General features: G+C 58.6%; 28 protein-coding genes. 15 read left to right on the top strand and 13 right to left on the bottom strand.

The genetic code is table 11. The features are described from left to right. Positions 1 to 163 precede the first annotated feature (163 nt). From B4U49_RS16710 to B4U49_RS16690, 5 genes are all read left to right on the top strand, one after another. Positions 164 to 802 carry an RpiB/LacA/LacB family sugar-phosphate isomerase gene (locus tag B4U49_RS16710; RefSeq protein WP_078085737.1) on the top strand — a complete coding sequence of 213 codons (639 nt, stop codon included), beginning with the start codon at positions 164 to 166 and terminating at the stop codon, positions 800 to 802. Between the two features lie 124 nt (positions 803 to 926). Further along, positions 927 to 1,382 (top strand): thiol-disulfide oxidoreductase DCC family protein, encoded by a 456-nt coding sequence (locus B4U49_RS16705; protein ID WP_078085736.1) that lies wholly within the window; start codon positions 927 to 929, stop codon positions 1,380 to 1,382. A 137-nt stretch (positions 1,383 to 1,519) separates the two neighbouring features. Continuing rightward, positions 1,520 to 2,011, top strand: a complete 492-nt coding sequence (locus tag B4U49_RS16700; protein ID WP_078085762.1) for a GNAT family N-acetyltransferase — start codon at positions 1,520 to 1,522, stop codon at positions 2,009 to 2,011. A gap of 63 nt (positions 2,012 to 2,074) precedes the next feature. After that, positions 2,075 to 3,046, top strand: a complete 972-nt coding sequence (locus B4U49_RS16695; protein WP_078085735.1) for a hypothetical protein — start codon at positions 2,075 to 2,077, stop codon at positions 3,044 to 3,046. 84 nt (positions 3,047 to 3,130) lie between these two features. Continuing rightward, on the top strand, positions 3,131 to 4,519 hold the full coding sequence (locus tag B4U49_RS16690; protein ID WP_078085734.1) for a glutamine synthetase family protein: 1,389 nt from the start codon (positions 3,131 to 3,133) through the stop codon (positions 4,517 to 4,519). Between the two features lie 111 nt (positions 4,520 to 4,630). On the opposite strand, the gene B4U49_RS16685 is transcribed toward B4U49_RS16690, so the two are convergent. Next, complete coding sequence (locus tag B4U49_RS16685; protein ID WP_078085733.1) at positions 4,631 to 5,899, bottom strand: 6-phosphofructokinase; 1,269 nt, start codon at positions 5,897 to 5,899, stop codon at positions 4,631 to 4,633. A gap of 400 nt (positions 5,900 to 6,299) precedes the next feature. On the opposite strand from B4U49_RS16685, the gene mpl reads away from it, so the two are divergent. The 5 genes from mpl (at position 6,300) to B4U49_RS16660 (ending at position 12,084) form a co-directional block, all read left to right on the top strand. Then, positions 6,300 to 7,682 carry a UDP-N-acetylmuramate:L-alanyl-gamma-D-glutamyl-meso-diaminopimelate ligase gene (gene mpl, locus B4U49_RS16680; protein ID WP_078085732.1) on the top strand — a complete coding sequence of 461 codons (1,383 nt, stop codon included), beginning with the start codon at positions 6,300 to 6,302 and terminating at the stop codon, positions 7,680 to 7,682. 18 nt (positions 7,683 to 7,700) lie between these two features. After that, positions 7,701 to 8,333: a flavin prenyltransferase UbiX gene (locus tag B4U49_RS16675; protein WP_275078292.1), complete on the top strand. Its 633-nt coding sequence runs from the start codon at positions 7,701 to 7,703 to the stop codon at positions 8,331 to 8,333. 24 nt (positions 8,334 to 8,357) lie between these two features. Next, positions 8,358 to 8,630, top strand: coding sequence for an Rdx family protein (locus B4U49_RS16670; protein WP_078085731.1), 273 nt, complete (start codon positions 8,358 to 8,360; stop codon positions 8,628 to 8,630). An 81-nt stretch (positions 8,631 to 8,711) separates the two neighbouring features. Beyond that, on the top strand, positions 8,712 to 11,330 hold the full coding sequence (locus B4U49_RS16665) for an efflux RND transporter permease subunit (RefSeq protein ID WP_078085760.1): 2,619 nt from the start codon (positions 8,712 to 8,714) through the stop codon (positions 11,328 to 11,330). Between the two features lie 142 nt (positions 11,331 to 11,472). Continuing rightward, positions 11,473 to 12,084, top strand: coding sequence for a lipase family alpha/beta hydrolase (locus B4U49_RS16660; protein WP_239692682.1), 612 nt, complete (start codon positions 11,473 to 11,475; stop codon positions 12,082 to 12,084). A gap of 5 nt (positions 12,085 to 12,089) precedes the next feature. Here B4U49_RS16660 and yjgA read toward each other — a convergent pair whose 3' ends face one another. The 12 genes from yjgA to B4U49_RS16600 form a co-directional block, all read right to left on the bottom strand. Continuing rightward, on the bottom strand, positions 12,090 to 12,611 hold the full coding sequence (yjgA, locus tag B4U49_RS16655) for a ribosome biogenesis factor YjgA (RefSeq protein ID WP_078085730.1): 522 nt from the start codon (positions 12,609 to 12,611) through the stop codon (positions 12,090 to 12,092). Between the two features lie 35 nt (positions 12,612 to 12,646). After that, positions 12,647 to 14,014 carry a magnesium transporter gene (gene mgtE / locus B4U49_RS16650; protein WP_078085729.1) on the bottom strand — a complete coding sequence of 456 codons (1,368 nt, stop codon included), beginning with the start codon at positions 14,012 to 14,014 and terminating at the stop codon, positions 12,647 to 12,649. 76 nt (positions 14,015 to 14,090) lie between these two features. Further along, complete coding sequence (locus B4U49_RS16645) at positions 14,091 to 14,360, bottom strand: HPr family phosphocarrier protein (protein ID WP_078085728.1); 270 nt, start codon at positions 14,358 to 14,360, stop codon at positions 14,091 to 14,093. 30 nt (positions 14,361 to 14,390) lie between these two features. After that, positions 14,391 to 15,254, bottom strand: a complete 864-nt coding sequence (gene rapZ, locus B4U49_RS16640) for an RNase adapter RapZ (protein ID WP_078085727.1) — start codon at positions 15,252 to 15,254, stop codon at positions 14,391 to 14,393. 105 nt (positions 15,255 to 15,359) lie between these two features. Beyond that, positions 15,360 to 15,821 (bottom strand): PTS IIA-like nitrogen regulatory protein PtsN, encoded by a 462-nt coding sequence (ptsN, locus tag B4U49_RS16635; RefSeq protein WP_078085726.1) that lies wholly within the window; start codon positions 15,819 to 15,821, stop codon positions 15,360 to 15,362. A 54-nt stretch (positions 15,822 to 15,875) separates the two neighbouring features. After that, positions 15,876 to 16,166 (bottom strand): ribosome hibernation-promoting factor, HPF/YfiA family, encoded by a 291-nt coding sequence (hpf, locus tag B4U49_RS16630; RefSeq protein WP_078085758.1) that lies wholly within the window; start codon positions 16,164 to 16,166, stop codon positions 15,876 to 15,878. 168 nt (positions 16,167 to 16,334) lie between these two features. Next, positions 16,335 to 17,810 (bottom strand): RNA polymerase factor sigma-54, encoded by a 1,476-nt coding sequence (locus B4U49_RS16625; RefSeq protein WP_078085725.1) that lies wholly within the window; start codon positions 17,808 to 17,810, stop codon positions 16,335 to 16,337. 233 nt (positions 17,811 to 18,043) lie between these two features. Further along, the gene (gene lptB, locus B4U49_RS16620; RefSeq protein WP_078085724.1) at positions 18,044 to 18,769 is read right to left on the bottom strand and encodes an LPS export ABC transporter ATP-binding protein; all 726 of its coding nucleotides are present in this window, start codon (positions 18,767 to 18,769) and stop codon (positions 18,044 to 18,046) included. A gap of 73 nt (positions 18,770 to 18,842) precedes the next feature. Next, positions 18,843 to 19,394 (bottom strand): lipopolysaccharide transport periplasmic protein LptA, encoded by a 552-nt coding sequence (lptA, locus tag B4U49_RS16615; protein WP_078085723.1) that lies wholly within the window; start codon positions 19,392 to 19,394, stop codon positions 18,843 to 18,845. Continuing rightward, positions 19,381 to 19,944 (bottom strand): LPS export ABC transporter periplasmic protein LptC, encoded by a 564-nt coding sequence (gene lptC / locus B4U49_RS16610; protein ID WP_078085722.1) that lies wholly within the window; start codon positions 19,942 to 19,944, stop codon positions 19,381 to 19,383. Before lptC ends, lptA begins: the two co-directional genes overlap by 14 nt. A 94-nt stretch (positions 19,945 to 20,038) precedes the next feature. Next, a complete protein-coding gene (locus B4U49_RS16605; protein ID WP_239692681.1) occupies positions 20,039 to 20,599 on the bottom strand; it encodes a KdsC family phosphatase in 561 nt (186 codons plus the stop codon). A 71-nt stretch (positions 20,600 to 20,670) separates the two neighbouring features. Beyond that, a complete protein-coding gene (locus tag B4U49_RS16600; RefSeq protein ID WP_143735713.1) occupies positions 20,671 to 21,642 on the bottom strand; it encodes a KpsF/GutQ family sugar-phosphate isomerase in 972 nt (323 codons plus the stop codon). Between the two features lie 586 nt (positions 21,643 to 22,228). Between B4U49_RS16600 and B4U49_RS16595 the strand changes: the two genes are divergently transcribed. From B4U49_RS16595 to hisD, 5 genes are all read left to right on the top strand, one after another. Further along, complete coding sequence (locus tag B4U49_RS16595; RefSeq protein WP_239692680.1) at positions 22,229 to 22,792, top strand: MlaC/ttg2D family ABC transporter substrate-binding protein; 564 nt, start codon at positions 22,229 to 22,231, stop codon at positions 22,790 to 22,792. A 117-nt stretch (positions 22,793 to 22,909) separates the two neighbouring features. After that, a complete protein-coding gene (locus B4U49_RS16590) occupies positions 22,910 to 23,143 on the top strand; it encodes a BolA family protein (RefSeq protein WP_078085720.1) in 234 nt (77 codons plus the stop codon). Positions 23,144 to 23,208: 65 nt separating this feature from the next. Then, positions 23,209 to 24,471: a UDP-N-acetylglucosamine 1-carboxyvinyltransferase gene (murA, locus tag B4U49_RS16585; protein WP_078085719.1), complete on the top strand. Its 1,263-nt coding sequence runs from the start codon at positions 23,209 to 23,211 to the stop codon at positions 24,469 to 24,471. 159 nt (positions 24,472 to 24,630) lie between these two features. Then, positions 24,631 to 25,269, top strand: coding sequence for an ATP phosphoribosyltransferase (gene hisG, locus B4U49_RS16580; RefSeq protein ID WP_078085718.1), 639 nt, complete (start codon positions 24,631 to 24,633; stop codon positions 25,267 to 25,269). 35 nt (positions 25,270 to 25,304) lie between these two features. After that, a complete protein-coding gene (hisD, locus tag B4U49_RS16575; RefSeq protein WP_078085717.1) occupies positions 25,305 to 26,618 on the top strand; it encodes a histidinol dehydrogenase in 1,314 nt (437 codons plus the stop codon). Positions 26,619 to 26,648: the final 30 nt, after the last annotated feature.

Here is a 26,648-nt window from a genome sequence, read left to right as displayed (position 1 = left end):
CACCTGCCTTGCAAACCTGCCTGACCGGTTTAAATAATCGGCCAAACACTTATAATGCGCGGACAGATAATAGGCCGCGCCAGGTACGATTTGTACAAATAATGCACACCTGGTGGCGAAACAAATTCCGGTCCCTGTATCCCGGGGCAACAGGAGAGCAATTATGAAAATCGCACTGATGAACGAATTCAGCCAGGCGTCCAAAAACGCCATCGTGCTGAAAGAGTTGCAGGACGTCGCCGGCGAACTGGGACACACCGTCTACAACACCGGCATGAGTGACGATAACGATCACCGTCTGACCTACATCCATCTCGGGATCATGGGTAGCCTGCTGCTGAACTCCAAGGCGGTAGACTTTGTGGTGAGCGGCTGTGGTACCGGTCAGGGCGCGCTGATGTCCCTGAACGCCTATCCCGGTGTGACCTGTGGCTACTGCATCGATCCGGCGGACGCCTTCCTGTTCGCCCAGATCAACAATGGCAACGCGCTGGCCATTCCCTTTGCCAAGGGCTTTGGCTGGGGGGCGGAACTGAATATCCGCTACATGTTTGAAAAAGCCTTTACCGGTGTGAAAGGCCAGGGCTACCCGCCGGAGCGCAAAGAGTCTCAGGTGGCCAATGCCGGCATCCTGAACCATATCAAGGAAGCCACCGGTAAAGCCTATCTGGACGGTCTCAAGGCCATCGATCCGGAACTGGTGAAAACCGCGGTAACCGGTGAGCGCTTCCAGGCCTGTTTCTTCGAAAACAGCCAGGACCAGGAACTGACCGACTTCGTGCGCAGCGTACTGGATTCCTGAGAAACGCAGCGGGTGTATTAAACGCGTACCCGTTGGCAAAGGCCGCTCCGGAATATCCCGAGCGGCCTTTTTTGTTTTATATTCCCGTGGCTGCCTCGAAATTTCTGATCAGGGACGCTGCAGTATGACGGAAGATAGTCGGACCATTACCGCCCCTTACCTGGAACAAGGGGACAGGGTGGTTCTGTTTGATGGCGTTTGTCGCCTGTGCTCAGCGTGGGCGCGCTTTTTACTGAAATTCGACCGCGATCGCCACTTCAAACTCGCCACCGTACAGTCGCATGAAGGGCAGGCGATTCTCTCTTTTTTCGGCTTGCCGCTGGATGAATACGAAACCATGCTCCTGGTAGAAGGGGATCAGATGTATGTAAAGTCTGATGCCATACTTCGTATCTTCAAACAACTTCCGTTGCCGTGGCCTGCGTTGACCTGTTTACGTTTGATTCCGCGCGCATTGCGGGATTGGATGTATGATCGTATCGCGCGTAACCGCTATCAGCTGTTTGGCAAAAACCCAGTCTGTGTGGTCCCCAATGCGGCGGATGAAGCGCGCTTTCTGACAAAAAATAAACCTCGCTAAACAGGTTTCTTACATGAGCAGTTATGCGGTTTGTCGCTTAGCCAGCGCTGTGATCGGGCGCTATCACGGTCTAGTGCCAAAGCTACCTGGCTCCTCATGGCTGTGCCATGCAGAATCAAATCGGTAGGACGCTGACGATGAAAATTAGAGAAGCGCGACCAATGGATTTCGAGCAGATCTGGCCGATCTTTCATCAGGTGGTTGCAGCAGCAGATACCTACGCTTATGCGCCGGATACCTCACGTGAGGAAGCCTACAGAATCTGGATGGAAATGCCGCGCAAGACCTATGTCTGCGAGGCAGGTGGGGAGGTCCTCGCTACTTACTACCTTAAAACGAATCAGGCAGGGCCCGGCGCGCACGTGTGCAACTGCGGATACATGGTCGCTGCACATGCCCGCGGAAGAGGGCTCGCTTCTGCCATGTGTGAGCACTCTCAACAGGTTGCCCGGGAACTCGGGTACAAGGCGATACAGTTCAATTTCGTCGCCTCCACCAATGCGGGGGCGGTACGCTTGTGGAAGAAGCTGGGTTTCGATGAGGTGGGGCGCTTGCCGCAGGCCTTCAATCATCCCACTGCGGGCTATGTAGATGCGTTCGTCATGTACAAGTGGCTCGATGCCTCATAGGGTTTTGGGCTAGGGATTTTTGCCAAGGCCCGGACCCTGCGGGAGAATAAAAAGGAATTAATCATGGATGATGAAACTTTGGCTGCCGGGCTCTGCCGTGTGTGCGAAACGCCTCTGTTCAACAGCGCTATCCCCCGTAAAGACGATGAAACGTTTGCTGTCTGTGCATCCTTTGAATGCGGCAATTTTATCGAGCGGCATCGCAACCTGCCCATTAACCTGTTCCAGTCCCAGCTGCAGTTTCACCGGGAGCAATTACGGGAGAGGCGTCTCGCGCGGGCGGAAAATGAAGCCAGAATCCAGGCGCGCATTGTGGAGGAGGAAGCGGAAAACCTCCGTTTGCTTGAAGCCGCGCAGCAGGCTTTTCCCGGTCTCTCGCAGCAATCCGCCAGCCTCATGGTTATTCCCACCGGGCGCACCCGGATGGTGCCGGTTTCTTCCGAGCGCATAGAAAATTATCGTGCGCATCTGCACAAGGTCATTGCAGAGGCTCGCAGCTTTGCCTGCGCGTCAGACATTCCGCAGGACGATCAGAATTGGGCCCCTCGCGAGAAAAACCGTCGGCATGAAAACGTATTCCGCGATCAGCCCGAAGTAGAGCTGGTTAGCGACCACCTGTGTGGCATGTGCAAAGGTGCTTGTTGCTCGTCGGGGCGGGACCACGCTTATCTGTCACCACTGAGTATGCGCCGGACCATGGATGAAAACCCGGCGCTTGACGACGATCAGATTGCGGCCCTGTACCTGTCCCGTGTTTCCAAGGGATCCATCGAGGGGGCCTGTATCAATCAGACCAGCAGTGGGTGCAGTCTGCCCAAAGAAATGCGTGCGGATATCTGTAATGCCTACTTTTGCGATCCCATTCTGGAGTACCAGCGGGCGTGTGCGGCATCTGCTGAAGTCCTGCCGGTATTCGCGGTGCAGAGGGAGTATCTCTCCGCCGCGACCATCAGTCCCGACACTACCAATGAAGTGCTCGCTACCGCGTTGGTGCGGAGCTCTGGCCCCGAGTTTATGGACCCGCTGGAAGACTGACCGGTTGCGCCTGTGGGGATAATTCTCCGGTGACACACACTTTCCTTTACACTGCGGGCTTCAATTCCTATCACCGGAGCCTATATGACGCAGCCCGACGCTAATTCCTGGCTGGACACTCTGCCCGAAGCCTTTCTTGCCTATCTCGATGGCCGTCGTCTGGATGAGGTGGAGTGCATAGTCCCGGACCTGAATGGCATGTCGCGCGGCAAGGCGATGCCGCTGAACAAGTTCTCTCCGGAGGCCCCGATCTTCCTGCCTATTTCCATTTTCTATCAGACCATTACCGGTCAGGATGTGGAAATGGATATCGAAAACCAGTGGGCCGAGAGTGATATGGCGCTGGTAGCGGATATGTCCACCGCTATGGCGGTGCCCTGGGCAAAGACTCCGGCGTTGCAGATTATCCACGACCTGCTCGACCTCGATGGTAATCCCATCCCCTGCGCACCGCGCAATGTGTTGAAGCGCGTGATTGGAATGTACCGTGACCGGGGCTGGCAGCCGATCGTGGCGCCGGAGCTGGAGTTCTATCTGACCCGGCCGAATGTGGACCCCAACGAGCCGATTCAGCCACCGGTGGGCCGCAACGGGCGTTCGGGGACTTCCCTACAGTCCTACTCGATGACTGCCATCGATGAATATGGACCGGTGATCGATACCATCTACGAATACGCCGAAGCCGCCGGCCTGCACATCGATTCGGTTATTCAGGAAGACGGTGCCGGACAGGTGGAATTCAACCTTACCCACGGTGACCCGCTGTTGCTGGCGGACCAGGTGTTCTACTTCAAACGCATTATTCGTGAGGCGGCGCTGAAAAACGGCATGTTTGCCACCTTTATGGCCAAGCCCATGCGCGACCAACCCGGTAGTGCCATGCATATCCACCAGAGTGTGGTGGACTGCGACACCGGGAAAAATATTTTTTCCGCGGACGACGGCAGTGCCTCGGACCTGTTCCGTTACTTTATCGGCGGCACCCAGAAGCATCTGCGGGAAATCATGCCGTTCATTGCCCCCAACGTGAATTCCTACCGGCGCTTTGAGATGGCCGACAATTCCAGTGCCCCCACCAATATCGGTTGGGGCTATGACAATCGCGCTACTGGTCTGCGGGTGCCGCACTCCGGTGCCCAGGACCGCCGTCTGGAAAATCGTGTGGTGGGTGTGGATGCCAATCCCTACCTGGCCATTGCCGCGAGCCTGGTGTGTGGGTATCTGGGCATGGTGAACGGGGTGGAACCCAGCGCGCCCGCAACATCTGAGCTGAATGAAGACCAGGAAGCCAGTTTTTATATCCCGGAGACCTTTGATGAGGCGTTGCGGATCTTTGATGATGCAGAGGAAGTACGCACGGCGATGGGAGAGGACTTCTGCCAGCTGTACGCCGCGGTGAAATATGAGGAAATGCGCCTGTTCCACCGGGAGATTTCACCCTGGGAACGCCAGCACCTGTTGCTGAATGTTTAGATAAACAATCGGACCGCAAACCGCGGTCTGCGCGTCAACAAAAAAGCCTCCATCCGATCGCGGATGGAGGCTTTCTTTTATCTGGAAAGACTAGCGGGATTGGCTTAGCGATTAAACGTCAAAGCCCTGTTCCAGCTTCTTGTCTACCAGCACCTTCTTCAGACGCGCGTACTGGGGGATGCCGTTTTTATAGGGCGGGTAGTCTTCGCCCTGGATCAGCGGCTCCAGGTAGTTGCGGGCGGCCTCAGTGATACCGAAACCGTCTTCAGAAATAAATTCCTCGGGCATGAACTTCTCGACGTTGGCCACCTCGGACAGCGGAGCCTCGCCGATGCTCCAGCTGTAATCGGCGGCGGAGCTGCCATTGCGCTCGATGGTGGGCATGATCGCGTTCTTGCCGGCAACCGCCGCTTCCACCGCGGCCTTGCCTACCGCGTAAGCCTGCTCCACGTCGGTGGCAGACGCAATATGGCGCGCGGCGCGCTGCAGGTAGTCGGCCAATGCCCAGTGGTATTTGAAGCCCAGCTCGTCCTTGACCATCTTGGCCAGGGTCGGTGCTACACCGCCCAGCTGCTTGTGGCCGAAGGCGTCGACACTGCCCGCGTCGGCGAGGAAGGTGCCGTCTTCGTACTGGGCGCCTTCGGAGGCAACGATCACACAGTAGCCCTTGTCGGCGACAGTCTGCTGTACCTTGGCCAGGAACTTTGCTTTATCAAAGGCGACTTCCGGCAGCAGGATGATGTGCGGCGCATCGCCTTCCTCTTCCTGGGCGAGGGCGCCGGCGGCGGCAATCCAGCCCGCGTGACGGCCCATCACTTCGACGATAAAGACCTTGGTGGATGTGGCGCACATGGAGGCAACGTCCAGCGCCGCTTCCTTAGTGGAAACCGCGACATATTTGGCGACGGAACCGAAGCCTGGGCAGTTGTCGGTGAACGGCAGGTCATTGTCCACGGTCTTGGGGATGTGGATGGCTTGGATGGGGTAACCCATCTTTTCCGACAGCTGGGAGATCTTGAGACAGGTATCGGCGGAGTCGCCGCCGCCGTTGTAGAAGAAGTAGCCGATGTTGTGGGCCTTGAACACTTCGATCAGACGCTCGTACTCGGCGCGGTTCTGCTCGAGGCTCTTCAGCTTGTAGCGGCAGGAGCCGAAGGCACCGGAGGGGGTGTGGCGCAGTGCGGCAATGGTGTCACGGCTCTCCTGGCTGACGTCGATCAGCTCCTCGCGGAGGGCGCCGACAATACCATTCAGACCGGCGTAGATCTTGCCGATCTTGTCGCCGTGCTGGTGGGCAGTCTCGATGACTCCACAAGCGGAGGCGTTGATGACGGCGGTAACGCCGCCGGATTGCGCGTAAAATGCGTTCTTCTTCGACATGTCTATCCTATGGCTGCAGTCGCTGTTTCTCGTCTAAGTCGCCACGCAGTGGCGTGGTTGCTGGCGGGCGGCTTCTGTCGGCTACCTCACGCGGCGCGAAGTCTAATGTATTCATATGGCAATTGCATGGAATTGCGGACATTCGACACTTACTGCGGGAAAAACCCGTGATAAGCTTGCGCGGCCTTGAATTCACTGGGTTTGACGGCAGATGTGAATTGCCGTCGCCATCGTCTGCACAGCGGTATCCGGGCAGCGCCATTTCCTCCTCTGGAATGGCAGCAAAAACCGGGCCGGAACGCACAGAGCGCCAAAAAAACGGTGCATATGCAGGAATGATTGCGCGAATTGGCAGTCTCACCCGGCACCTGTTTCCACGGATTAGAGCGAACCATCTGGCATGCATATTCATATTTTAGGTATTTGTGGCACTTTTATGGGCAGCCTGGCCCAGCTGGCGGTGGCGGAAGGCCATCGGGTGACCGGTTCAGATGCCAACGTCTACCCGCCCATGAGTACCCAGTTGGAGCGTGCAGGCATCGAGCTGACCGAGGGCTACGACCCCGCACAGCTGGATCCGGCACCGGATCTGGTGATTATTGGCAATGCGCTATCGCGGGGAAATCCCGCGGTGGAAGCGGTACTGGAGAAGGGGCTCGCATACACCTCCGGAGCCCAGTGGCTGTGTGACCACTTCCTCGGCGGGCGCTGGGTGCTGGCGGTGTCCGGTACCCACGGCAAAACCACCACCGCCAGTATGCTGGCCTGGGTGCTGGACTACGCGGGCATGGACCCGGGCTTCCTGATCGGCGGCGTGCCGCAGAATTTCGATGTTTCCGCCCGTCTGGGCGGTACCCCGTTTTTCGTGGTGGAGGCGGATGAGTACGACACCGCGTTTTTCGACAAGCGCTCCAAATTTGTCCACTACCGTCCGCGCACCTTGATTATCAACAATCTCGAATTCGACCACGCCGACATCTTCGATGACCTGGCGGCTATTCAGCGTCAGTTCCATCATCTGGTGCGCACCGTGCCCGGCTCGGGCCTGATCATTGCCGCGCAGGAAGATGCGGTCACCCAGGTGCTGGAGCATGGCTGCTGGAGCGAAGTGCAGCGCTTTGACGTGGCCAGCGATGAGGATGTGTGCCTCGGCGACTGGTGTGCACTCAATGTGGCCGCTGACGGCAGCCGCTTTGATGTGCAGCTGGAAGGCAGTACCGTGGCCAGTGTGGCGTGGGAGCAGACCGGGCTGCACAGCGTGAAAAACGGCCTGGCTGTGATGGCGGCTGCGCGTCATGTGGGCGTGGAGCCGGCGGTTGCGGCGGAGGCGCTGGGCAAATTTGGCGGGGTGAAACGGCGTATGGAGTGCCTGGGGGATATCCGGGGAATCCGTGTCTACGACGATTTCGCCCACCATCCCACGGCCATTGAGACCACGCTCAACGGCCTGCGCGCCAAGGTCGGCGGGGACAAGGTTATCGCGTTGATTGAACCGCGCTCCAATACCATGCGTATGGGACATCATCAGAACCAGCTGGCGCGCGCCTGCGCCGGGGCCGACGTGGTGCTCTGGTACCAGCCCGAGGGGATGAACTGGTCCCTGGATGAGGTGGTTCACCATTCAACCGTGCCGGCGAAGGTTCTCCACAGTATCGACGCTGCGGTAGAATCCGTGCTCGAACTATCTGCCCCCGGCAGTCACGTTATTGTAATGAGCAATGGTGGCTTCGGCGGTGTACACCAGCGGCTGCTAAACGCCCTGGAACAGAAATACGGCAAATAGCCCCGCACCGGGGCGTAAGTGGGTACCTCTTTGGCTGAGCCGACATTCCCCAAGACCGTCACCCTGGCGATTACCGGAGCCTCCGGCGCCCAGTACGGCCTGCGATTGCTGCAGTGCCTGCTGGCGGCCCGGGTGCGGGTATGGTTGTTGCTGTCCGATGCTGCGCGCATCGTGATTGATACCGAAACCCCGGTTGCCCTGCCGGAGGACGAAGCGCGCACGGAAGACTTCCTGCGCGAGCTATATGATGCAGAACCCGGTCAGCTGGTCCTGTTCGGCAAGCGCGACTGGTTTTCCCCGGTGGCGTCCGGAACCGGTGCGGCCAGCAGCCTGGTCATCTGTCCGGCCAGTGGCGGTACACTGTCGTCCATTGCCTGTGGAGCCTCCAATAACCTGATTGAGCGGGCTGCGGATGTTGCGCTGAAAGAGCGCCGGCAATTGATCCTGGTCCCGCGCGAGGCGCCGTACTCGGAGATTCACCTGGAGAACATGCTGAAGCTCACCCGCATGGGTGCGGTGATCCTGCCGGCGAGCCCGGGCTTTTACCAGCGGCCGGAGTCTGTAGAAGATCTTGTCGACTTCGTGGTCGCCAGAATTCTGAGCCAGCTCGGGATTGAGCAGAGCCTATTACCCCCTTGGGGTGAGAGCTGATACGCAGACATCAGGTCAAAAAATATGCAAAATGCCGTCACCATTCACTACTGCGTGCAGTGCAACTGGATGTTGCGTGCCACCTGGATGGCTCAGGAGCTGCTCTACACCTTCGCAAACGACCTTGAGCAGGTTGCGCTCAAGCCCGGCAGCGGTGGTGTGTTCGAGATTCACGTGGGCGACACGCTGATCTGGGAGCGCAAGCGCGACGGGGGCTTCCCCGGACCCAAGGAGTTGAAGCAGAAGGTGCGCGACGTATTGTTTCCGGAGCGCGACCTGGGCCACGTGGATAAGTAGAACCCCGGGCAGAAGACTGGCGTGTACGAAAGTGCAACGCCGCAAGATGTACATCCCGATTACGAATATAGCGAATTGATTATGCTGTTGGGCTTGAAGACCTGGTACGAGAAACTGGTACTCGGACACCCGAAAACCGTGCTGGCGTTGGTGGCACTGCTCACCATCGCCGCCGCCGCGGGTCTGCCGCGATTCAAACTGGATGCGTCCGCGGACTCCCTGACCCTGGAGACCGATGATTCGCTGGATTTCTTCCGCGAAATTTCCGAGCGCTACAACTCCGGTGACTTCCTGGTGGTGACCTATCGCTACAAGGAGGGCGACCTGTTCAGCGATGAATCCCTGGCCACCATGCGCCGTCTGCAGGACGAGCTGGCAATGGTGCAGGGCGTCTCCGGCGTACAGTCGGTCCTGAACGTGCCGCTGCTGTACAGCCCCAAACTTTCGATTTCCGATGTGGCGGATGGTATCCGTACCCTGTCGTCCCCCGGCGTCGACCGGGAACTCGCGCGCAAGGAGTTTCTGGAAAGTCCCATCTACAAGGATCTGATCCTGAGCGCCGATGGCGAGACCACCGCCATGATGCTCAACCTCGACCTCGACAAAAAGGGCCTGGACCTGGTACGCGAGCGGGATGCATTGCGTCGCCAGCGCAATACCGAGGGGCTGAGCGAGGCTGAGGTTCAGCGGCTGGAAGTGGTGAGCGCAGAGTACCTGCAACACCGCACCGCCCAGGAAGCGGCGGCCCGGGACCGGGTAAAAGAAGTTCGTGCAATCCTCGCCCAGTACGACGGCAGCGCAGAGCTGTTCCTGGGTGGTCTGACCATGATCACCTCGGACATGATTGCGTTTATCGAGAGTGACTTGGTGGTATTTGGCGCGGGTATCCTGGCGTTTATCGTGATCACCCTGTTGCTGATCTTCCGTCAGCCGCGCTGGGTTCTGTTGCCCCTGGTTACCTGTGTGACCACGGCTGTGATGATGCTGGGCCTGCTGTCCTGGCTGGACTGGCGGTTGACGGTCATTTCCGCCAATTTCCTGGCCCTGCTGCTGATTATTACCCTCGCCATCACCATCCACCTTGCAGTGCGTTACCGCGAGTACTTCGCGCAATACCCGGAATGGGATCGCTTCCAGCTGGCTTCCGCGACCGTCGCGTTCATGGCCAAGCCGTGTCTCTATACCGGTCTCACCACCATGGTGGCTTTCATCTCGCTGGTGGTCAGTGGTATTCGCCCGGTGATCGACTTTGGCTGGATGATGAGTATCGGCGTGACCATGGCGCTGGTGCTTTCATTCCTGATTCTTCCCGCGAGCCTGATGCTGCTCAAGAAGCGGGATGCGGGGCAGGGCCGTGACAATTCCCACGCGTTCACCCAGGTGTTCTCCCGCTTTGCAGATAACCACAAGGCCGTGGTGCTGGGGGTGGCGGTGATCGCGGCAGTGATCAGTGCCGTGGGTATCAGCCGCCTGAAAGTGGAAAACCGTTTTATCGATTACTTCGATGATTCCACGGAAATCCACCAGGGCATGCTGGTCATCGACCAGCGGCTCGGCGGCACCATCAATCTCGATGTGGTACTGAACAAGCCTGAGCAGTCAGCGCCGGCATTTGAGGGGGAGAGTGAAGGGGAGGAGGACCCGTTCGCTACAGACTTTGGCGGTGACGAAGCGACTGCGGATGAGGCCGACCCGTTTGCTGCGGAAGACCCGTTCGCGGCAGATGATCCTTTTGCCGGTAGCAGTGAAAGTCAGGCCCCGGATGCCTACTGGTTTACCGTAGCTGGCCTGAACCAGATTGAACAGCTGCACGACTTCCTTGAGGCGCAGCCGGAAATCGGCAAGGTGCAATCGCTCGCCACCCTGTACAAGGTGGCGCAGGATCTGAACGATGGTGGTCTGAATGATTTCGAGCTGGCCGTGGCGCGCCAGAGCCTGCCAGAGGAGATCAATCAGGTACTGGTCTCTCCGTACTGGTCTCCGCAACAGCAGCAGGCGCGGATTACCATGCGGGTGATTGAATCCGATCCGGACCTGAGCCGGGATGAGTTGATCCGCCGTATTTACGCTTTTGCGGAAAATGACATGGGCATCGCCGCGGAGGATATTCGCCAGACCGGCATGCTGGTGCTGTACAACAATATGTTGCAGAGCCTGTTCAAGTCCCAGATTCTGACCCTGGGTGCGGTGTTTGCCGGCATCCTGCTGATGTTCCTGGTGTTGTTTCGCTCACTGTGGCTGGCGGTAATAGCGCTGGTGCCGAATATGCTGGCGGCTTGTGTGGTGCTGGGTGGTATGGGGCTGGCGAATATTCCGCTGGATATGATGACCATTACCATTGCCGCGATCACCGTGGGTATCGGCGTGGATCACGCGATTCACTACCTGTACCGTTTCCGTGAGGAGTTTGCGAAAGATGGCGATTACGTCGCGACCATGCACCGTAGTCACGCAACCATTGGCCGCGCCATGTTCTATACCGCAATCACCATCATTGCCGGGTTCTCGATTCTGGCGCTGTCCAAGTTTGTGCCTTCGATCTACTTTGGCCTGCTGACGGCGCTGGCCATGTCCGCTGCACTGCTGGGATCCCTGACTCTGCTGCCGTTGTTACTGGTGCTGATCAAGCCTCTGCCGAAACCGGCGGAGGTAGCCCAGCCGGGAAAGCCGGTGAACGTGGCTGAGGCGTGTACCAGCTGATTGCGCAAACTGACTGCGGTCAGGTTTGACTTGTCGATTTTTCGGGCCCGCGGATTCAATCCCCGGGCCCGATTTGTTTCCCGCCTGCCTTGTTGCCTTCTAATCTTATTGAATAGCCGAACCGGATTAACCCGAGCAGTGGATGATGCAGAAAAGCCGTGTTGCGATTCTGATTCCCGGAATCTTTGACCGGGGCAAGTCAATGTTGCGGATGCAGCGCGCTCTGGGAGAGGCGGGATTTACCGCACGCACAATCAATCTGAAAGCCAACAGCGGCTGGTATGGAATGGAGCCCATGGCCAGACAGTTGCGAGACCTGGTGGAGGAGGTTAGTGGCAACGGGGAGACATGCGCGCTGGTGGGGTTCAGCATGGGTGGAATCGTGGCACGCTACTATCTGCAGAGAATGGGCGGTGCGGAAAAGGTACACAAATTTATTGCGCTCTCCAGCCCCCATTTTGGCAGTCTGTGGGCGCATCTGCTGCCGTACAAAGGTGGGCGTCAGTTGCGTATCGGCAGTGAGTTTCTCGATAACCTGAATCGGGATACGGAAGTGCTTGAGGGGGTTGCCCCGGTATCCATCTGGACGCCTTATGACGCTACCATCGTGCCCCACACCAGTTCCCGCCTCCCTGTGGGGAATACTTACCAGGTACCGGTTAGCCTGCACCGCTGGGTTCCGCAGAATCCAGCGGTGATAAAAATCGTACGCACCGAGCTGACCGAGGCTCTCACTGATCAGGGTTCACAGTAGCGTGCTCAACTGTCCTGCATAAAAAAATCACGCAAGTAGCGGAATAATTTTCGCTGGTTTGTCGGCGCCTTTTTGTTGGCGATTTCCTTGTTGGCTTCACGAACCAGTGTGCGCAGTTGTTGATGGTCGGCACCGGGGAAGGCGTCAAAGAATGCGCTCTGGGCCTCTTTACCCTGTGTAAGCAAGCGTTCCCGCCACTCCTCCGCCATGCGGTCAAAGCGCAGGTGCAGGTGATCCTGCTCCTTGTGCTTTTCCAGCACTGCCTCGATGGCCTCCACATCCGCCTTGCGCATCAGCTTGCCGATGTACTGCAGCTGCCTGCGTCGCGCTTCGCGGGATTTGATCCGGTGCATGGTTTCGATGGCTTCGGTCAGGTCCGGATCCATGGGTACTTCGGCCAGTTTCGCCGCATTCAGCTCGGTCAGCCGCTTGCCCAATTCCTGGAGCGCGTGCATCTCTTCTTTGACCTGGGTCTTGCTCTTCGGCAGGTCGTCTTCAAATTCTTCGAAATCGTCGGAGTTGTGCATGTAATGTCTCTGAAAAGTTAGTTCGCAAGCCTGTGTCAGGCAAAGAAGATGGTGGCGAGACCAAGAAATGACAAAAAGCCTACTACGTCGGTCACCGTGGTCAGGGCGACGCCGCCGGCCAGCGCCGGGTCGATTCGCATGGCGCGCAGGGCGACCGGCAGTATGGCACCGGCAAATGCGGCGGTAACCAGATTGATGACCATGGCCGCAATGATAATCAGGGCAATGCGGGTATCCCCAAACCACAGCGCAGCGATACCGCCCATGACGGCAGACCAGAGAATCGCGTTCAGTGCCCCGGAGCCAAGCTCACGGGAGAGCAGCCAGCTCAGGTTACTGCGCCCGACCTGTCCCAGGGCCATACCGCGTATCACTACCGTCAGTGTCTGGCTGCCGGCCACACCGCCCATGCTGGCCACAATAGGCATCAGCACCGCCAGGGCGACCACCTTGTCAATGGTGCCCTGGAACAGGTTGATGACCCAGGAGGCAAGCAGGGCGGTCAGCAGGTTGATCCCCAGCCACACGGCGCGGCGCGGTGCGGTGCGGATTACCGGGGCAAAGGTGTCTTCTTCCTCGTCCAGGCCGGCCAGACTCATCAGCGAGTGATCGGCATCTTCGCGAATAACGTCGACCACATCGTCGATGGTGATGCGCCCCAGCAGGCGCTTGTCTTCGTCTACTACCGGCGCGGTAATCCAGTCGTATTTGGCAAACAGCTGGGCAACTTCGTCGTCCGGCATATGCGCGGGAATCGGCTCCACGTCGGTGATCATCACCTCGCGCACGGTGACGGAGGGATCAGTGGTGAGCAGTTTTGTTAACGGCAGGAGGCCGATAAAGCGGCCCTTGCGATTGACCACAAAAAGGTTGTCAGTGGATTCCGGAAGCTGTTCATGGCGCCGCAGGTAGCGCAGGACCACGTCCAGGTGCAGATTTGGGCGCACGGACACGATGTCCGTATCCATCAGGCCGCCGGCGGTTTCCTCGTCGTAGGCGAGAACGCTTTCCACGCGCTGGCGGTCGTGCTCGCTCATCGCAGAGAGCACTTCCCCCATCACCCGGTCGGGCAGCTGCTGGAGAATATCGGCCACATCGTCCGCGTCCAGGCCCTCCATGATGGCCACCATCTCTTCGGTGTCCATGGTGGCGAGAATCTGGCTCTGAACGTCATCGGTGAGTTCCTGCAGGACCTCGCCTTCCACTTCGCGATCGATCAGCTTCCAAAGAACCTGGCGAATACGCGGCGGTGAACTTTCCAGCAGTTGCGCAATGCTCTGTGGGGACAGGGAGTGCAGCATGCGCTGCACTTCGCGCCCGGTGCCGCTATCCAGCGCAGCATACAGCTCGCCGAGCTGGTTCTGGGCGCGGAATTTGAAGTCGGCATTGGCGGGGTTGGGCACAGAGTTACCTGCTGTCTGCGAGCACTTTGAGTGGCGGTATTATACCGGTTGAGCGTTGGAGAGTGGCTACCTGTCCTTATTCCCCTTCGCCAAACCGGTCGTTGATCAGCGCGCAAATAGTTTCGTGTGCGAGGTCTTCATCGCGGCCGCAAACCTCGAGCTCAAGTTCCACGCCCTTGCCCGCGGCCAGTAGCATCAGCGCCATCACACTCTTGCCATCGACGGCCTTGCCCTGGCAGTGCACTTTGACTTCGGAAGAGAAGCGCGCGCTGGTCTGTGCAAACTTGCTGGCGGCGCGGGCGTGTAGCCCGAGTTTGTTGATGATGGTGATACGGCTCTTTTGCATGGACGGTTTTCTTCCGGGGAGCAGGGCTCGTTACTTCTTCTGTTGTTCGCGATGGCGAATCTGGATGTTCTCAAATTGGCTGGCAAAGGTTTTGGCCAGCTGCTCGACCATATACACGGATCGATGGCGACCGCCGGTACAGCCGATAGAGACTGAGGTGTAGCTGCGATTGCTCTGTTGATATGAGGGAAGCCAGCGCTCGAGGAAGCTGGTGATATCGCGCTGCATGTCTTCGGTTTCCTGATGCGAGCGCAGGAAATCGGCCACCTCGGGATCCTGGCCCGTCTTGTCGCGCAACTCGGCAACCCAGTAGGGGTTGGGCAGGCAGCGCAGATCGAAAACCAGGTCCGCATCCACCGGCACACCGTGTTTGAAACCGAATGACTGGAACAAGATCGCCATGCCGGGGGAGTCCTTGCCCACCACGCGGGATTTCACCTGATCCCGTAGTTGGTGCAGGCTGAGGCTGCTGGTGTCGATAACCAGATCGGCCATGGATGCGAGGGGCGCGAGCAGCTCTTTTTCATGGTTGAGCGCCTCCAGCAAGTGGGTGCGGCTATCGCTCAGGGGGTGTTTGCGGCGGGTTTCACTGAAGCGCTGTACCAGCGTCGGTGAGCGTGCATCCAGATAGATGACGTCGCAGTCGATACCGCTTTCGCGCAGGTCGTTGATGACCTTGGGCGCCTGACGTACGTCGTGCCACAAATTGCGCGCATCGATGCCGAGTGCCAGCTGGGTGTTTTCCTGCGGGGGCTGTTCCGCGACCCGGCGGATCAGTTCCGGCAGCAGGCTTGCGGGCAGGTTGTCGATGCAGTTGAAGCCCACATCTTCCAGCAGTTGCAGAGCGGAGCTTTTACCGGAGCCGGAGCGGCCGCTGATTATGACCAGGCGCATGGAACAAGCACTCCTTGCTGATTCCGGGCGCTATTGCGCGACCGGAATGGCTAACTTGGGCTGGTCATCCGGCGACGGAGGGTAGCCGGATGTGTGCGTTGGCTATTATGCCGCGGCGGCGCTGTTGATTGCCAGTGCGTACAGCTCGTCGCTGGTGTCGGCTTCGCGCAGTTTTTCGCGCACCCGACTGTCGCTGAATAGCGCGGCGATCTCTGCCAGGGTCTCGAGGTGCTCCTGCTCCGAGTTCTCCGGCACCAGCAGGGCAAACAGCAGGTCGACAGGCTGGCGGTCGATGGCATCAAAGTCTACCGCTGGGGAGGTGGTGCACAGCACGCCGATGGGCTTTTCGCAGCCGGGGAGGCGGCAGTGCGGGATGGCGACACCTTCACCAATACCGGTGGAGCCAAGGCGCTCCCTGGCTACCAGCTGGTTGAAAACGGTATCGGAATCCAGGTCGGGGTATTGTTCTGAAATCGCTTGGGCGATGTTGAGTAACAGCTTTTTCTTGCTACTCCCCGCCAGGTGGCAAAGGCTCAGGCGGGGAGAGAGTAGTGCGTCCAATGTCATAACTTACTGATGATCTAGCGGTACAGGCCAGCCGGTAACCTGGTTGTGTTACGACTAGCGGTGACTGCGTAACTTTTCTTTGTGTTTCAGCAGCTGCCGGTCGAGTTTGTCGGCGAGAGAGTCAATCGCCGCGTACATATCTTCCGATTCCGAATCTGCAAAAACATCCTTGCCGTTCACGTGAACCCGCGCCTCGGCTTTCTGGATGAGTTTGTCGACGGAAAGTATGACCTGCGTATTGGTGATCAGGTCGTGGTGGCGGGAGAGCTTGTCCAGTTTGGTCAGGCAGTAATCGCGAATGGCCGGAGTTACGTCAACATGATGGCCACTGATATTGATCTGCATGGATTTCTCCTCATCGGGTGCAACACAATCCGGCAGCACCCCCGCACAGGGCGGCAACCCTACTAGGAAGTGCGCCAGAATGGAAGGATACACTCAATGTCCATGCATTGGTCGCGCAGAAAATGATCGCGGGAGGGTTGCCGCGCCCCTGTTCAGTGACCCGAATGGTCAGACCAGTCGTTTTCGCTCGCTGGAGGAGGGGATGCCCATGGATTCCCGGTATTTCGCCACGGTGCGGCGAGCCACCTTGATTCCTTGCGAATCCAGCTCCTGGGTGATCTTGTTGTCCGACAGGGGCTTGCGTGGCTGTTCGGCGTCGATCAGCTTGCGGATCAGCGCGCGGATGGCGGTGGAGGACGCGTCCTCACCGGAGTCGGTGCTGACATGGCTGGAGAAGAAGTATTTGAGTTCAAATACACCGCGCGGGGTGAGCATGTATTTCTGGGTGGTCACCCGGGAGATGGTGGATTCGTGCATGCCGATGGTTTCGGCGATGTTTGCCAGCACCATGGGCTTCATGGCTTCCGGCCCCTGCTCGAAAAAGCCCTGCTGCTTCTCCACGATACAGCTGGCGACCTTGAGCAGGGTCTCGTGGCGGCTCTGCAGGCTCTTCAGGAACCAGCGCGCTTCCTGCAGGTTGTCGCGCAGGTAGTTGTTCTCGCTGGAGTTGTCGGCGCGCTTGATCAGCGATGCGTAGGCGTCGTTGATGCGCAGCTTGGGGGTGGTCTCCGGGTTGAGTTCCACCACCCAGCGCTGCTGCTTGCGGCTCACGATAACGTCCGGCACCACATACTGGGGCTCCTCGCCGCCAAAAGCTTCGCCGGGGTAGGGGGTGAGGGTCTGGATCAGGCGCATGACCTCGCCCAGCTGTGACTCACTGAGGCGGGTGCGGCGGCTCAACTGGCGGAAGTCGCGCTTCCCCAGCAGGTCCAGGTGTTGATCCACCACGATCAGTGCCTGGGGCAGCCACGGCGTTTCCACTGGTTGCTGGCGCAGTTGCAGTAGCAGGCTCTCGCGCAGGTCGCGCGCGCCGCAGCCTACCGGCTCGAACTGCTGGATGGTCTTCAGGACCGCGAGTACCTCTTCGATTTCGACTTCGAGGGACGCGGCCATTTCGTCCAGGTCTGAATCGAGAAAGCCGTTGGGGGCAATGGCGTCAATCAGCGACTCGCCAATGAGCTTGTCGCCATCGGTCAGCGGGGTGAGGTTGAGCTGCCACAGCAGGTGATCCTGCAGACTCTCAGATACCGCATTGCGCTGCTCCAGGGCGAAGTCTTCCCCTTCGCCGCCGGTGTAGCTGCCGCTGGTGTAAATGTCATCCCAGCGGGTGTCGACGGGCAGGTCATCCGGAATTTCGCTATTCCAGTCGCCGTCGGCAGTGGAGTCGTTCTGCGCCTCGCGGGCGCTCTCGCGCTCGGCAGCTTCGCGCTCCTGGCCTTCGGAGCTGGCAGGGGTGTTCTGATCCTGGTGGGTTTCGCCAGCGTGCTCATCAAAGTCCGATTCCAGTAGCGGATTGCTGTCGAGCGCCGACTGGATTTCCTGTTGCAGGTCCAGGGTGGACAGCTGCAAGAGGCGAATGGCCTGCTGCAGCTGCGGCGTCATCGTCAGCTGGGTACCGAGTTTTAACTGGAGTGACTGCTTCATAAAGGGGTGTGCCGGCAGAATTATCTGGCGTTAGTGCGCTGTACAGAATCTGTATCTGTTACGGCGGCGTAAAGCTCATTTCCTGCAGACTACCCCGGGGCAAATCGGAACACAAGAGGCAGGTTAAGCAATAAGCGTGCCGAAACGACTTTTGCTTTTGGATGCGCCGGTATTATTTGTGATGGCCGTCTAGGAATGCGGGGGATTGAGCAGATGGATCCCCCGTGTTTCGGTCAAATGGTGAACTCGTGTCCCAGATACACGTCTTTTACCTGCTTGTTCTGGGCGACGTCTTTGGGGTTGCCTGAGGCGATAATATGCCCTTCGCTGACGATGTAGGCGGTCTCGCAGATATCCAGGGTCTCGCGCACGTTGTGATCGGTGATCAGTACGCCGATGCCGCGATCCCTCAGGTGGCGGATGATCTGCTGGATATCGTTGACCGAGATGGGGTCTACCCCGGCAAATGGCTCGTCGAGCAGGACAAAGGCGGGATTGGTGGCCAGGGCGCGCGCAATCTCGACCCGCCGGCGCTCGCCACCGGACAGGGCCATGCCCAGGCTGTCGCGGATGTGGGTGATATGGAACTCTTCCAGCAGTGCCTCCAGCTGCGCCTGGCGCTGACTGCGGTTCAGGTCCTTGCGTGTCTCCAGGATGGCGAGGATATTGTCCGCCACCGACAGGCGGCGGAATACCGATGCTTCCTGGGGCAGGTAGCCGATACCCTTGCGCGCGCGGCCGTGCATCGAATAGCCGGTAATGTCTTCACTATCGATCATTACCTGTCCGGCATCTGCCTGGAGCAGACCAGCGATCATGTAGAAGCAGGTGGTCTTACCGGCGCCGTTGGGGCCAAGGAGGCCGACTACCTGGCCGCTGGATACGCTCACGGAAACGTCCTGAACGACTTTGCGTTTCTTGTACTGCTTGGCGAGATGTAACGCTTTGAGCGTCGGCATGTTGCAATCCGGTATCTGTAGGGCCGCTGCGGGCAGCCCACTTGTTAAATATTGTGTGTTGGTCGGGCGCCGCTTACTGGTCGTTCTGTGCCGGTTTGGATTCCGGCTTCCAGATCATCTCTACCCGCTTCTGCTCTGATTGTCCCTGGGCCTGCATCTGCTCACTGTTGAGGTCGTAATCAATACGCTCGGCAGACAGGGTGTTGCCATCGCGGTCGACAAACGCTTCCCCGGTGAGCTGTAGGGCATCGCTGCTGACCAGGAATTCGATACGTTTGGCGCGCGCCTTGACCGGGGTGGCGCTTTCCTCTACCTGCTGCTGAAAGTGCGCAGGCTTGCCGGTGGCAACCACCTTGTTGATTTCACCTTTGGTGTTGCCGTGTACCTCTACGCGATCGGCGCGAATCTGCAGGGAGCCCTGGCTGATCACCACGTTGCCGCTGTACACCGAGAGATTCTTGCTGCGATTGGCTTCCAGTTTGTCGGCGGAAACCTTGACCGGCTGCTCCCGGTCATTGGGCAGAGCGTGGCTATTGGCAGCGAACAGCAGCGTGGCGAGGAAGGTTGCACAGGCTGCGCGGACGATGCTGCGCGCCGGTGGGTGGATCGAGTCATTGGGCTTCATAGCTGCTTTCCACGTCAGACAGGATTTCTACTTTGTCTTTTTTCAGGTCGGCGCGCAGGCCTTTGCCTGTGGTGCGATTCGGACCGTCGGTAATGGTAACGCGTTTATTCGTTTCGGCGAATTCTTCGCGTGGCTTGATCACAATATTCGGAGTGCGCAGGGTGATGCCCGGCTCCGGTAGCTCCCGGATCGTGACATCGCCGCGCAGAACCACACGCTGGCCGTTGTTAAAGGCCACTCCGGATCGGGATTCAGTGCGCCAGCGGGAATCCTCTCCTTGATAGAACATCATGCGCGGTTCGGTGAGGTCTGCACGATCGCGGCGGGCGAACTGGAAAAATGTCACGCGCTTGGCATCCACTTCATAGGCGAGCGTGCCCTCCGTGCTGAAGTGGCGCGTGCGTGCATCCCGGATGATGAGATCTGCGGCTTTATTGTGTTCCTGCTGGGTGGGGCGCTTGCCCATCAACTGCTCGGGCGGGCTTTCAGTAAACCACAACCCCAGGGAGATGAGGGTGACAACAATGACCAGAGGGAACCAGGTGCGCATTCGGTTTTCGTTTCCTTGAGTGGGCGGTCATTCACAGATGGCCGCTCATTTAGTCTTCGCAGTGGCCTGTTGGTTCAGGCGATGGCGCTAAAGGTTACCTTCCGTCATCGGCGAGATAAGGTGCCAGGGCGGCATTGAAGGTGTCCTGCGCGTGCATTATCCGGTCGCACACTTCGCGAACCGCGCCCATTCCGCCGCTCCGCTCGGTAACAAACAGTGCGCGCTCGCGTACCGGTGGTGCCGCATCGGGAACCGCAATCGGGCAGCCAACCCGCGTCATCAGTTGCAGGTCCGGATAGTCGTCGCCCATATAGGCAATGTGCTGCATATCGTAAGGTTCGTTTGCGAACAGCTCCAGAAACGCGGTGTACTTGTCTTCCCGCCCCTGGATCAGGCGCGTGATGCCCAGGTCGTGCGCGCGCTTTTCCACCAGGGAGCTGCGCCGGCCGGTAATAATCGCCACCGCGACACCGGATTGCTGCAGCATCTTGATACCGTGGCCGTCCAAGGTGTGGAAGGTTTTCAGCTCATTACCGTGGTTGTCGAAATACAGGCGGCCATCGGTAAGAACGCCGTCCACATCAAGGATCAGGTGGCGTACCTGGCTCAGTTTGTTGCGGATGTCCTGTTCTGTGTGCAGTTGCTGCTGGTTCACGGGGGGCCTTCTATCTATAAATTTTTGTAAGCGGGTGTCTGTGCGCCCAGGTGTGGGGGGCGACAGGTGGGTCAGATGACCCCGGCGCGTAAAATATCGTGCATATGCAGGAGCCCGATGGGGTGGTGTTCGGGATCCTCGACCACCAGTGCGGTGATCTTGCTGTCTTCCATGATGCGCAGTGCCTCTGCGGCGAGGGTGTGGGCGCTGACCGTTTTGGGGCGGCGGCTCATCACTTGATCCATGGTGGCACTATCCAGCTCCTGCTTCTGGTCGATCACTCGGCGCAGGTCGCCGTCAGTAAATACGCCCAGCAGGTGTCCGCCCTTGTCGACTACAGTTGTCATACCAAAGCCCTTGCTTGTCATCTCCAGCAGTGCGGTGGAAAGTGGTGTTTCCGGCGCTACCTGGGGTAATTCGTCGCCGGCGTGCATAACATCTTCCACCTTCAAAAGCAGCTGGCGACCCAGTGCGCCTCCCGGGTGGGAAAACGCGAAGTCCTCGGCGGTAAAGCCACGCGCTTCGAGCAGCGCCACCGCGAGTGCATCACCCATCACAAGGGTGACGGTAGTTGAGGAGGTGGGTGCCAGATTGAGCGGGCAGGCCTCGGTATCGACGGCGATGTCGAGGTTTACATCGGCGGATTGTGCCAGCGGTGAGTCCGGCTTGCCGGTCATGCTGATCATGGGAATGCCTAGGCGCTTGAGCAGGGGCAGCAGGGTGAGTACCTCTGCGGAGGTGCCAGAGTTAGAGATGGCTATGACCAGGTCCTGACGGGTGATCATGCCCAGGTCGCCATGGCTGGCCTCACCCGGGTGGACAAAGAAACTGGGGGTGCCGGTGCTCGCGAGAGTGGCGGCAATCTTGCGGCCAATATGGCCGGACTTGCCCATACCGGATACGATCACGCGGCCCTTGCAAGCAAGGATCAGTTCACAGGCCTTTTGGAATCCGTTGCCGATTCGTTGCTCCAACGCTGCTACTGCAACGGCTTCCATGGAGATGGTGCGGCGTCCCGCCTCAATTATTAGTTCTTTTCCCATAGTAATGCTCTTCTGGGTTCCAAGGTGCGGAGGCCGTGAAAAGTGGACCTGCACAAAATCTAGTATCAGTTTAGAGAAGCGTTGTCGGTTCGGCGCATCGGATTGCGGTACCGCAGCCCCGCAGGCTGACGTGCTAACCTTTTAATGTCGGTCGCGCCGCAAATGTCGTTGCGCAGCTAGACTCGGTAAGCGCTGATGGGATTCTGTACTGGCCTGACCGCTCGGCCTGCCGGCTGAACCCGGCAGGAGCCGTCGTGCCAGAGTTTCGTGGGCCGGGGAGCGTGACCGCGGTCAGCACGGCGAAAGTGACCCAGTGCCGCTTGTCCGAAGCGCCGCCATGGTATAGTTTGCCGCCGCTATTGTCAGCTACCGAGAAAGACCGAACGGAAAATCGGTCTCTCCAGCACACCAGCGAAAAATATCGGCATCGCCACGACACTTTTTCTTGTGGTGAGCATCCAAGGGACGAATTGCCAATGGGAGATATTCTGTGAGAACGCCCGCCATGACCATCCAAGTCCGGAAATCTGATCAGCGGATTACAGCCCGCGTTTGGGCACTGTTATCCGTTTTCTTGCTGTGTTGCGTGGCACCTTTTGCCTCAGCGGCGCAGAACCCGTACACCGTGATCGAAGGGGTCTCAAACGAGTTGCTTGGAGTAATCCGAAGCGAGGGTAAAAAGGTCAATTCTAACCCGCAAGGCTACTACTCCGCGGTTGATCGGGTATTGGCGCCGGTGGTGGACTTCGACTTTATCGCCCGCGGAGTAATGGGCAAGTACGCCAAGCAGGCGACCCCGGCCCAGCGCGCTAAGTTTGCCAGTGCTTTCCGCCGCGACCTGGTAGCGACGTTTGCCCGAGGTGTTGCCACCTTTGGCACTATGGATGTGAAGGTGCTGAATCCGGGTTCTGCCCCGAGCGGTAATCGGGTCAATGTGCTGCAGGAAGTGCGCAGTAAAGAGGGTGTTACCAAGGTCTCTTATACCCTCGTTCGCAATCGCAGCGGGCAGTGGAAGCTGATCAACGTGATTCTGAATGGCGTCAACCTCGGTAAAACCTTCCGCGGCCAGTTCGCTCAGGCCATGCAGACCAACGGCGGCGATATCGACAGGGTCATCGCCAGCTGGTCGGCGGCGGACAAAGTGGGCTGATGAGCCCGGATGCGTGAGAGTGCGTAAGGACCCGGCGCAGTCGCGAGAATCACGGCTGCGCCGGGTTGCTTATTCCAGTACACTTGCGCGTTTTTAACACGACTGTAAGCCCCATCTATGCAACCAGATCAGATCAAAGCCTTGATTGAAGGGCAAATTCCCGGAAGCCAGGTTGAAGTGTCCTTTGAGGGCAGCCACCTTCAATTGACGGTTATCAGCGAGGTGTTCAATGGCCTTAGCCGCCTCAAAAAGCAGCAGCTAGTGTACGGAGCGCTGTCCGAAAAGATCGCCGATGGCACCCTGCACGCCGTGCAGATGAAAACCCTTACGCCCGAAGAAGCCGGCGAATAAATGTAGTCCGGACACAAACTAGGCTTGTGTCCAGTTTTTTGCTCCGCAATGGGAAACCAGATCGAATGGACAAGCTGATTATCGAAGGGGGCAGCCCCATTTCCGGAACGCTAAAGATTTCCGGGGCCAAGAACTCTGCGTTGCCGATTCTGGCAGCAACGCTGTTGGCCGATGGGCCGGTGCAGATTCACAATCTCCCGCACCTCAACGATATCACCACCATGATCACCCTGTTGCGGTGCATGGGAACTGAAATCACGATTGACGAAAAGCTGGGTGTGGAAATTGACCCGCGCTCGGTCAATGACCTGACTGCGCCCTACGAGCTGGTGAAAACCATGCGCGCCTCAATCCTGGTGCTGGGACCGCTGCTGGCCCGTCACGGGGTTGCCAATGTCTCGTTCCCCGGTGGTTGTGCCATTGGGAGTCGTCCCGTGGATATCCATCTCAAGGGCCTCGAAGCCATGGGGGCCGAAATCACCATCGATGAAGGCTTCATCCGCGCGCGCAGTAATGGTCGCCTGAAGGGCGCCAATATTGTGATGGAGAAGGTCACTGTCGGCGGTACCGAAAACCTGCTGATGGCGGCAGCCCTGGCTGAGGGTACCTCGGTGCTACACAACGCCGCACGGGAACCTGAAATTGTCGATCTGGCAGAATTCCTGATGGCCATGGGCGCGCAGATCGAGGGTGCGGGCACCGATACCATTCGTGTGCACGGGGTGTCGCGTCTTGCCCCCTGTTCCTACACTGTCATGCCTGACCGGATTGAGACCGGGACCTTCCTGGCCGCTGCCGCGGCTGCGCGTGGCAAGGTGCGTCTTACCCACACCCGTGCGGATATTCTTGATGCGGTGCTGGTGAAATTCGAGGAGGCTGGAGCCAATATCAGCATCGGCGATAACTGGATCGAGCTTGATATGAAGGGGAATCGCCCCAAGGCGGTCAGCTTCCGCACCGCGCCTTATCCGGCGTTCCCAACCGATATGCAGTCCCAGTTTACCGCCATGAATGCGGTGGCTGAAGGCAAGGGCACGGTAGTCGAAACCATCTTCGAGAACCGCCTGATCCAGGTGCATGAGCTCAATCGGATGGGTGCGAATATTATTCTCGAGGGCAATACCGCCATTGTCACCGGCGTTGAAAAACTGACGGGTGCCCCGGTAATGGCCTCAGACCTGCGTGCTTCCGCCAGCCTGGTTATTGCCGGTATGGTGGCGGAGGGGACGACTATCGTAGACCGTATTTATCATATTGACCGCGGCTACGAGTGTATCGAGGAGAAGCTGCAGCAGCTGGGTGCCAATATCCGTCGTGTCCCCGGTTGATCGCCAGTTTCTCGGGCGCTATATGTTTCCCGTCTAGGTTTATTCTAGATTTTTATTGGCGCGGCAGTCCCTGAGCCGATAAGCTCCCGCGAGAATTGGGGGCTTGCCTCTTTCTTCCGGCCCGGCACCCGCCGGGCGCATCAGATAATCATAATCGCTATGCAGATCACCATTGCCCTGACCAAGGGGCGCATTCTCAAAGAAACGCTGCCACTGCTGGCCGCGGCCGGCCTGGAGCCGCTGGAAGATATTTCCAAAAGCCGCAAGCTGATTTTTCCGACCAACCAGGAGAATGTGCGCCTGCTGATTTTGCGTGGCTCGGACGTGCCCACCTATGTACAGCACGGTGCCGCGGACATGGGTGTGGCTGGCAAGGACAATCTGCTGGAGCATGACGACAGTAATATCTATGAGCCGCTCGACCTGAACATTGCCCGCTGTCGCCTGATGACTGCGGGTATCAAGGGGGCTGCGCTGCCCAGTGGTCGTATCAAGGTGGCGACCAAGTTTGTGCAATCTGCCAAGCAGTATTACGCGGCCCAGGGACGTCAGGCGGATATCATCAAACTGTACGGCGCGATGGAGCTGGCACCGCTGATGGATCTCGCGGATGAGATCGTGGATATCGTGGACACGGGTAATACCCTCAAGGCGAACGGCCTCGAGGCCCGGGATCATATTGCCGATATCAGCAGTCGCCTGATCGTGAACAAGGCTTCCATGAAAATGAAATACAGTGCGATCAGTGCGCTGATCGAGCAGCTGTCGCAGGCGGTAAACGCGCAGAAAGCTGACTGAGACTTTTCCGCAAACGCATCTTCGACCGAACGACTATGAGTGAATTTTCCATCCGCCGGCTGGATGCCGGACATCCCGGGTTTTCTGCAGAACTGGATCGTCTCCTCGACTGGGAGTCAGTGGCGGACCAGCAGGTAGAGACTGCCGTTGCCGATATCCTGCGCCAGGTGAAGACGCGCGGTGATGCGGCTGTGATCGAATATACCAACCGCTTTGATCGGCGCAGCCTGCAATCCGCTGCGGATTATTGCCTGGATAAGGCCCAGCTACACGCTGCACTGGAGCGTATTTCTGCTGACAGTCGCGCGTCGCTGGAACTGGCGGCCAAGCGGGTGCGGGATTATCACGAGCACCAGCTGCAGTCGTCCTGGCAGTATCAGGAGGTCGACGGCACTATTCTCGGTCAGCAGATTACCCCCATGGAGCGGGTGGGTATCTACGTGCCCGGAGGTAAGGCCAGCTATCCGTCCTCAGTGCTGATGAATGCGATTCCGGCAAAAGTGGCGGGCGTGGATGAAATCCAGATGGTGGTGCCCGCACCGGATGATAAGCTGAACGATCTGGTGCTCGCCGCTGCGGCTATCGCAGGGGTGGACCGGGTGTTTACCATTGGTGGGGCCCAGGCGGTTGCCGCGCTGGCTTACGGTACCGAAACCGTTGCGCGCGTGGACAAGATTGTGGGCCCGGGAAATATTTATGTCGCTTCGGCCAAGCGCGCGGTGTTTGGTCAGGTAGCCATCGATATGATTGCCGGGCCTTCCGAAATCCTGGTGATCTGTGATGGTAAAACCGATCCCGACTGGATTGCCATGGACCTGTTGTCGCAGGCGGAGCACGACGAGCAGGCACAGTCGATTCTGTTGTGTCCGGACGCGGCGTTCCTGGATGCGGTGGAAGCTTCACTGCAAAAGCTGTTACCGACCCTTTCCCGGGAGGCGATTGCCGGCCGCTCTCTGGCCGATCGCGGTGCGCTGATTCGGGTCCGGGACCTCGAGCAAGCCGTTGACCTGGCTAATCGCGTTGCTCCGGAGCACCTGGAGGTTTCCGTAGAGCAGCCAGAGCAGTATCTGCCGGGTATCCGCAATGCCGGTGCCATCTTCCTCGGCCGTTATACCGCAGAGGCGTTGGGTGATTACTGTGCGGGTCCGAACCACGTATTGCCCACCAGCGGCACCGCTCGTTTTTCCTCGCCACTGGGAGTGTACGATTTCCAGAAGCGCAGTTCGGTCATCTACTGTTCGCCGCAGGGCGCCAGCACGCTCGGGCGTGTCGCTTCAACATTGGCGCGGGGAGAGGGCCTGGAGGCCCACGCGAGATCTGCGGAATACCGCGTGGCGGAAGAGGATTGATCGCCGTTATCCGCTGACAGTCTGAAGTAA

The sequence above is a fragment of the Microbulbifer mangrovi genome, from assembly GCF_002009015.1.
Taxonomy (GTDB): domain Bacteria; phylum Pseudomonadota; class Gammaproteobacteria; order Pseudomonadales; family Cellvibrionaceae; genus Microbulbifer; species Microbulbifer mangrovi.
This window is presented reverse-complemented; position numbering and strand designations above follow the sequence as displayed.

Excerpts from the sequence above, each read along its gene's own strand:
- rapZ (WP_078085727.1), bottom strand. The coding sequence starts at position 15,254 with ATGCGCCTGGTCATAATCAGCGGCCGCTCCGGCTCCGGTAAAAGCTCC.
- yjgA (WP_078085730.1), bottom strand. The coding sequence starts at position 12,611 with ATGCACAACTCCGACGATTTCGAAGAATTTGAAGACGACCTGCCGAAG.
- B4U49_RS16710 (WP_078085737.1), top strand. The coding sequence starts at position 164 with ATGAAAATCGCACTGATGAACGAATTCAGCCAGGCGTCCAAAAACGCC.
- ptsN (WP_078085726.1), bottom strand. The coding sequence starts at position 15,821 with ATGACATTGGACGCACTACTCTCTCCCCGCCTGAGCCTTTGCCACCTG.
- mpl (WP_078085732.1), top strand. The coding sequence starts at position 6,300 with ATGCATATTCATATTTTAGGTATTTGTGGCACTTTTATGGGCAGCCTG.
- B4U49_RS16700 (WP_078085762.1), top strand. The coding sequence starts at position 1,520 with ATGAAAATTAGAGAAGCGCGACCAATGGATTTCGAGCAGATCTGGCCG.
- B4U49_RS16690 (WP_078085734.1), top strand. The coding sequence starts at position 3,131 with ATGACGCAGCCCGACGCTAATTCCTGGCTGGACACTCTGCCCGAAGCC.
- B4U49_RS16660 (WP_239692682.1), top strand. The coding sequence starts at position 11,473 with ATGATGCAGAAAAGCCGTGTTGCGATTCTGATTCCCGGAATCTTTGAC.
- B4U49_RS16645 (WP_078085728.1), bottom strand. The coding sequence starts at position 14,360 with ATGCAAAAGAGCCGTATCACCATCATCAACAAACTCGGGCTACACGCC.
- lptC (WP_078085722.1), bottom strand. The coding sequence starts at position 19,944 with ATGCGCACCTGGTTCCCTCTGGTCATTGTTGTCACCCTCATCTCCCTG.
- B4U49_RS16705 (WP_078085736.1), top strand. The coding sequence starts at position 927 with ATGACGGAAGATAGTCGGACCATTACCGCCCCTTACCTGGAACAAGGG.
- B4U49_RS16695 (WP_078085735.1), top strand. The coding sequence starts at position 2,075 with ATGGATGATGAAACTTTGGCTGCCGGGCTCTGCCGTGTGTGCGAAACG.
- B4U49_RS16685 (WP_078085733.1), bottom strand. The coding sequence starts at position 5,899 with ATGTCGAAGAAGAACGCATTTTACGCGCAATCCGGCGGCGTTACCGCC.
- B4U49_RS16590 (WP_078085720.1), top strand. The coding sequence starts at position 22,910 with ATGCAACCAGATCAGATCAAAGCCTTGATTGAAGGGCAAATTCCCGGA.
- B4U49_RS16625 (WP_078085725.1), bottom strand. The coding sequence starts at position 17,810 with ATGAAGCAGTCACTCCAGTTAAAACTCGGTACCCAGCTGACGATGACG.
- lptB (WP_078085724.1), bottom strand. The coding sequence starts at position 18,769 with ATGCCGACGCTCAAAGCGTTACATCTCGCCAAGCAGTACAAGAAACGC.
- hisG (WP_078085718.1), top strand. The coding sequence starts at position 24,631 with ATGCAGATCACCATTGCCCTGACCAAGGGGCGCATTCTCAAAGAAACG.
- hpf (WP_078085758.1), bottom strand. The coding sequence starts at position 16,166 with ATGCAGATCAATATCAGTGGCCATCATGTTGACGTAACTCCGGCCATT.
- B4U49_RS16665 (WP_078085760.1), top strand. The coding sequence starts at position 8,712 with ATGCTGTTGGGCTTGAAGACCTGGTACGAGAAACTGGTACTCGGACAC.
- murA (WP_078085719.1), top strand. The coding sequence starts at position 23,209 with ATGGACAAGCTGATTATCGAAGGGGGCAGCCCCATTTCCGGAACGCTA.
- hisD (WP_078085717.1), top strand. The coding sequence starts at position 25,305 with ATGAGTGAATTTTCCATCCGCCGGCTGGATGCCGGACATCCCGGGTTT.
- B4U49_RS16670 (WP_078085731.1), top strand. The coding sequence starts at position 8,358 with ATGCAAAATGCCGTCACCATTCACTACTGCGTGCAGTGCAACTGGATG.
- lptA (WP_078085723.1), bottom strand. The coding sequence starts at position 19,394 with ATGAAGCCCAATGACTCGATCCACCCACCGGCGCGCAGCATCGTCCGC.
- B4U49_RS16600 (WP_143735713.1), bottom strand. The coding sequence starts at position 21,642 with ATGGGAAAAGAACTAATAATTGAGGCGGGACGCCGCACCATCTCCATG.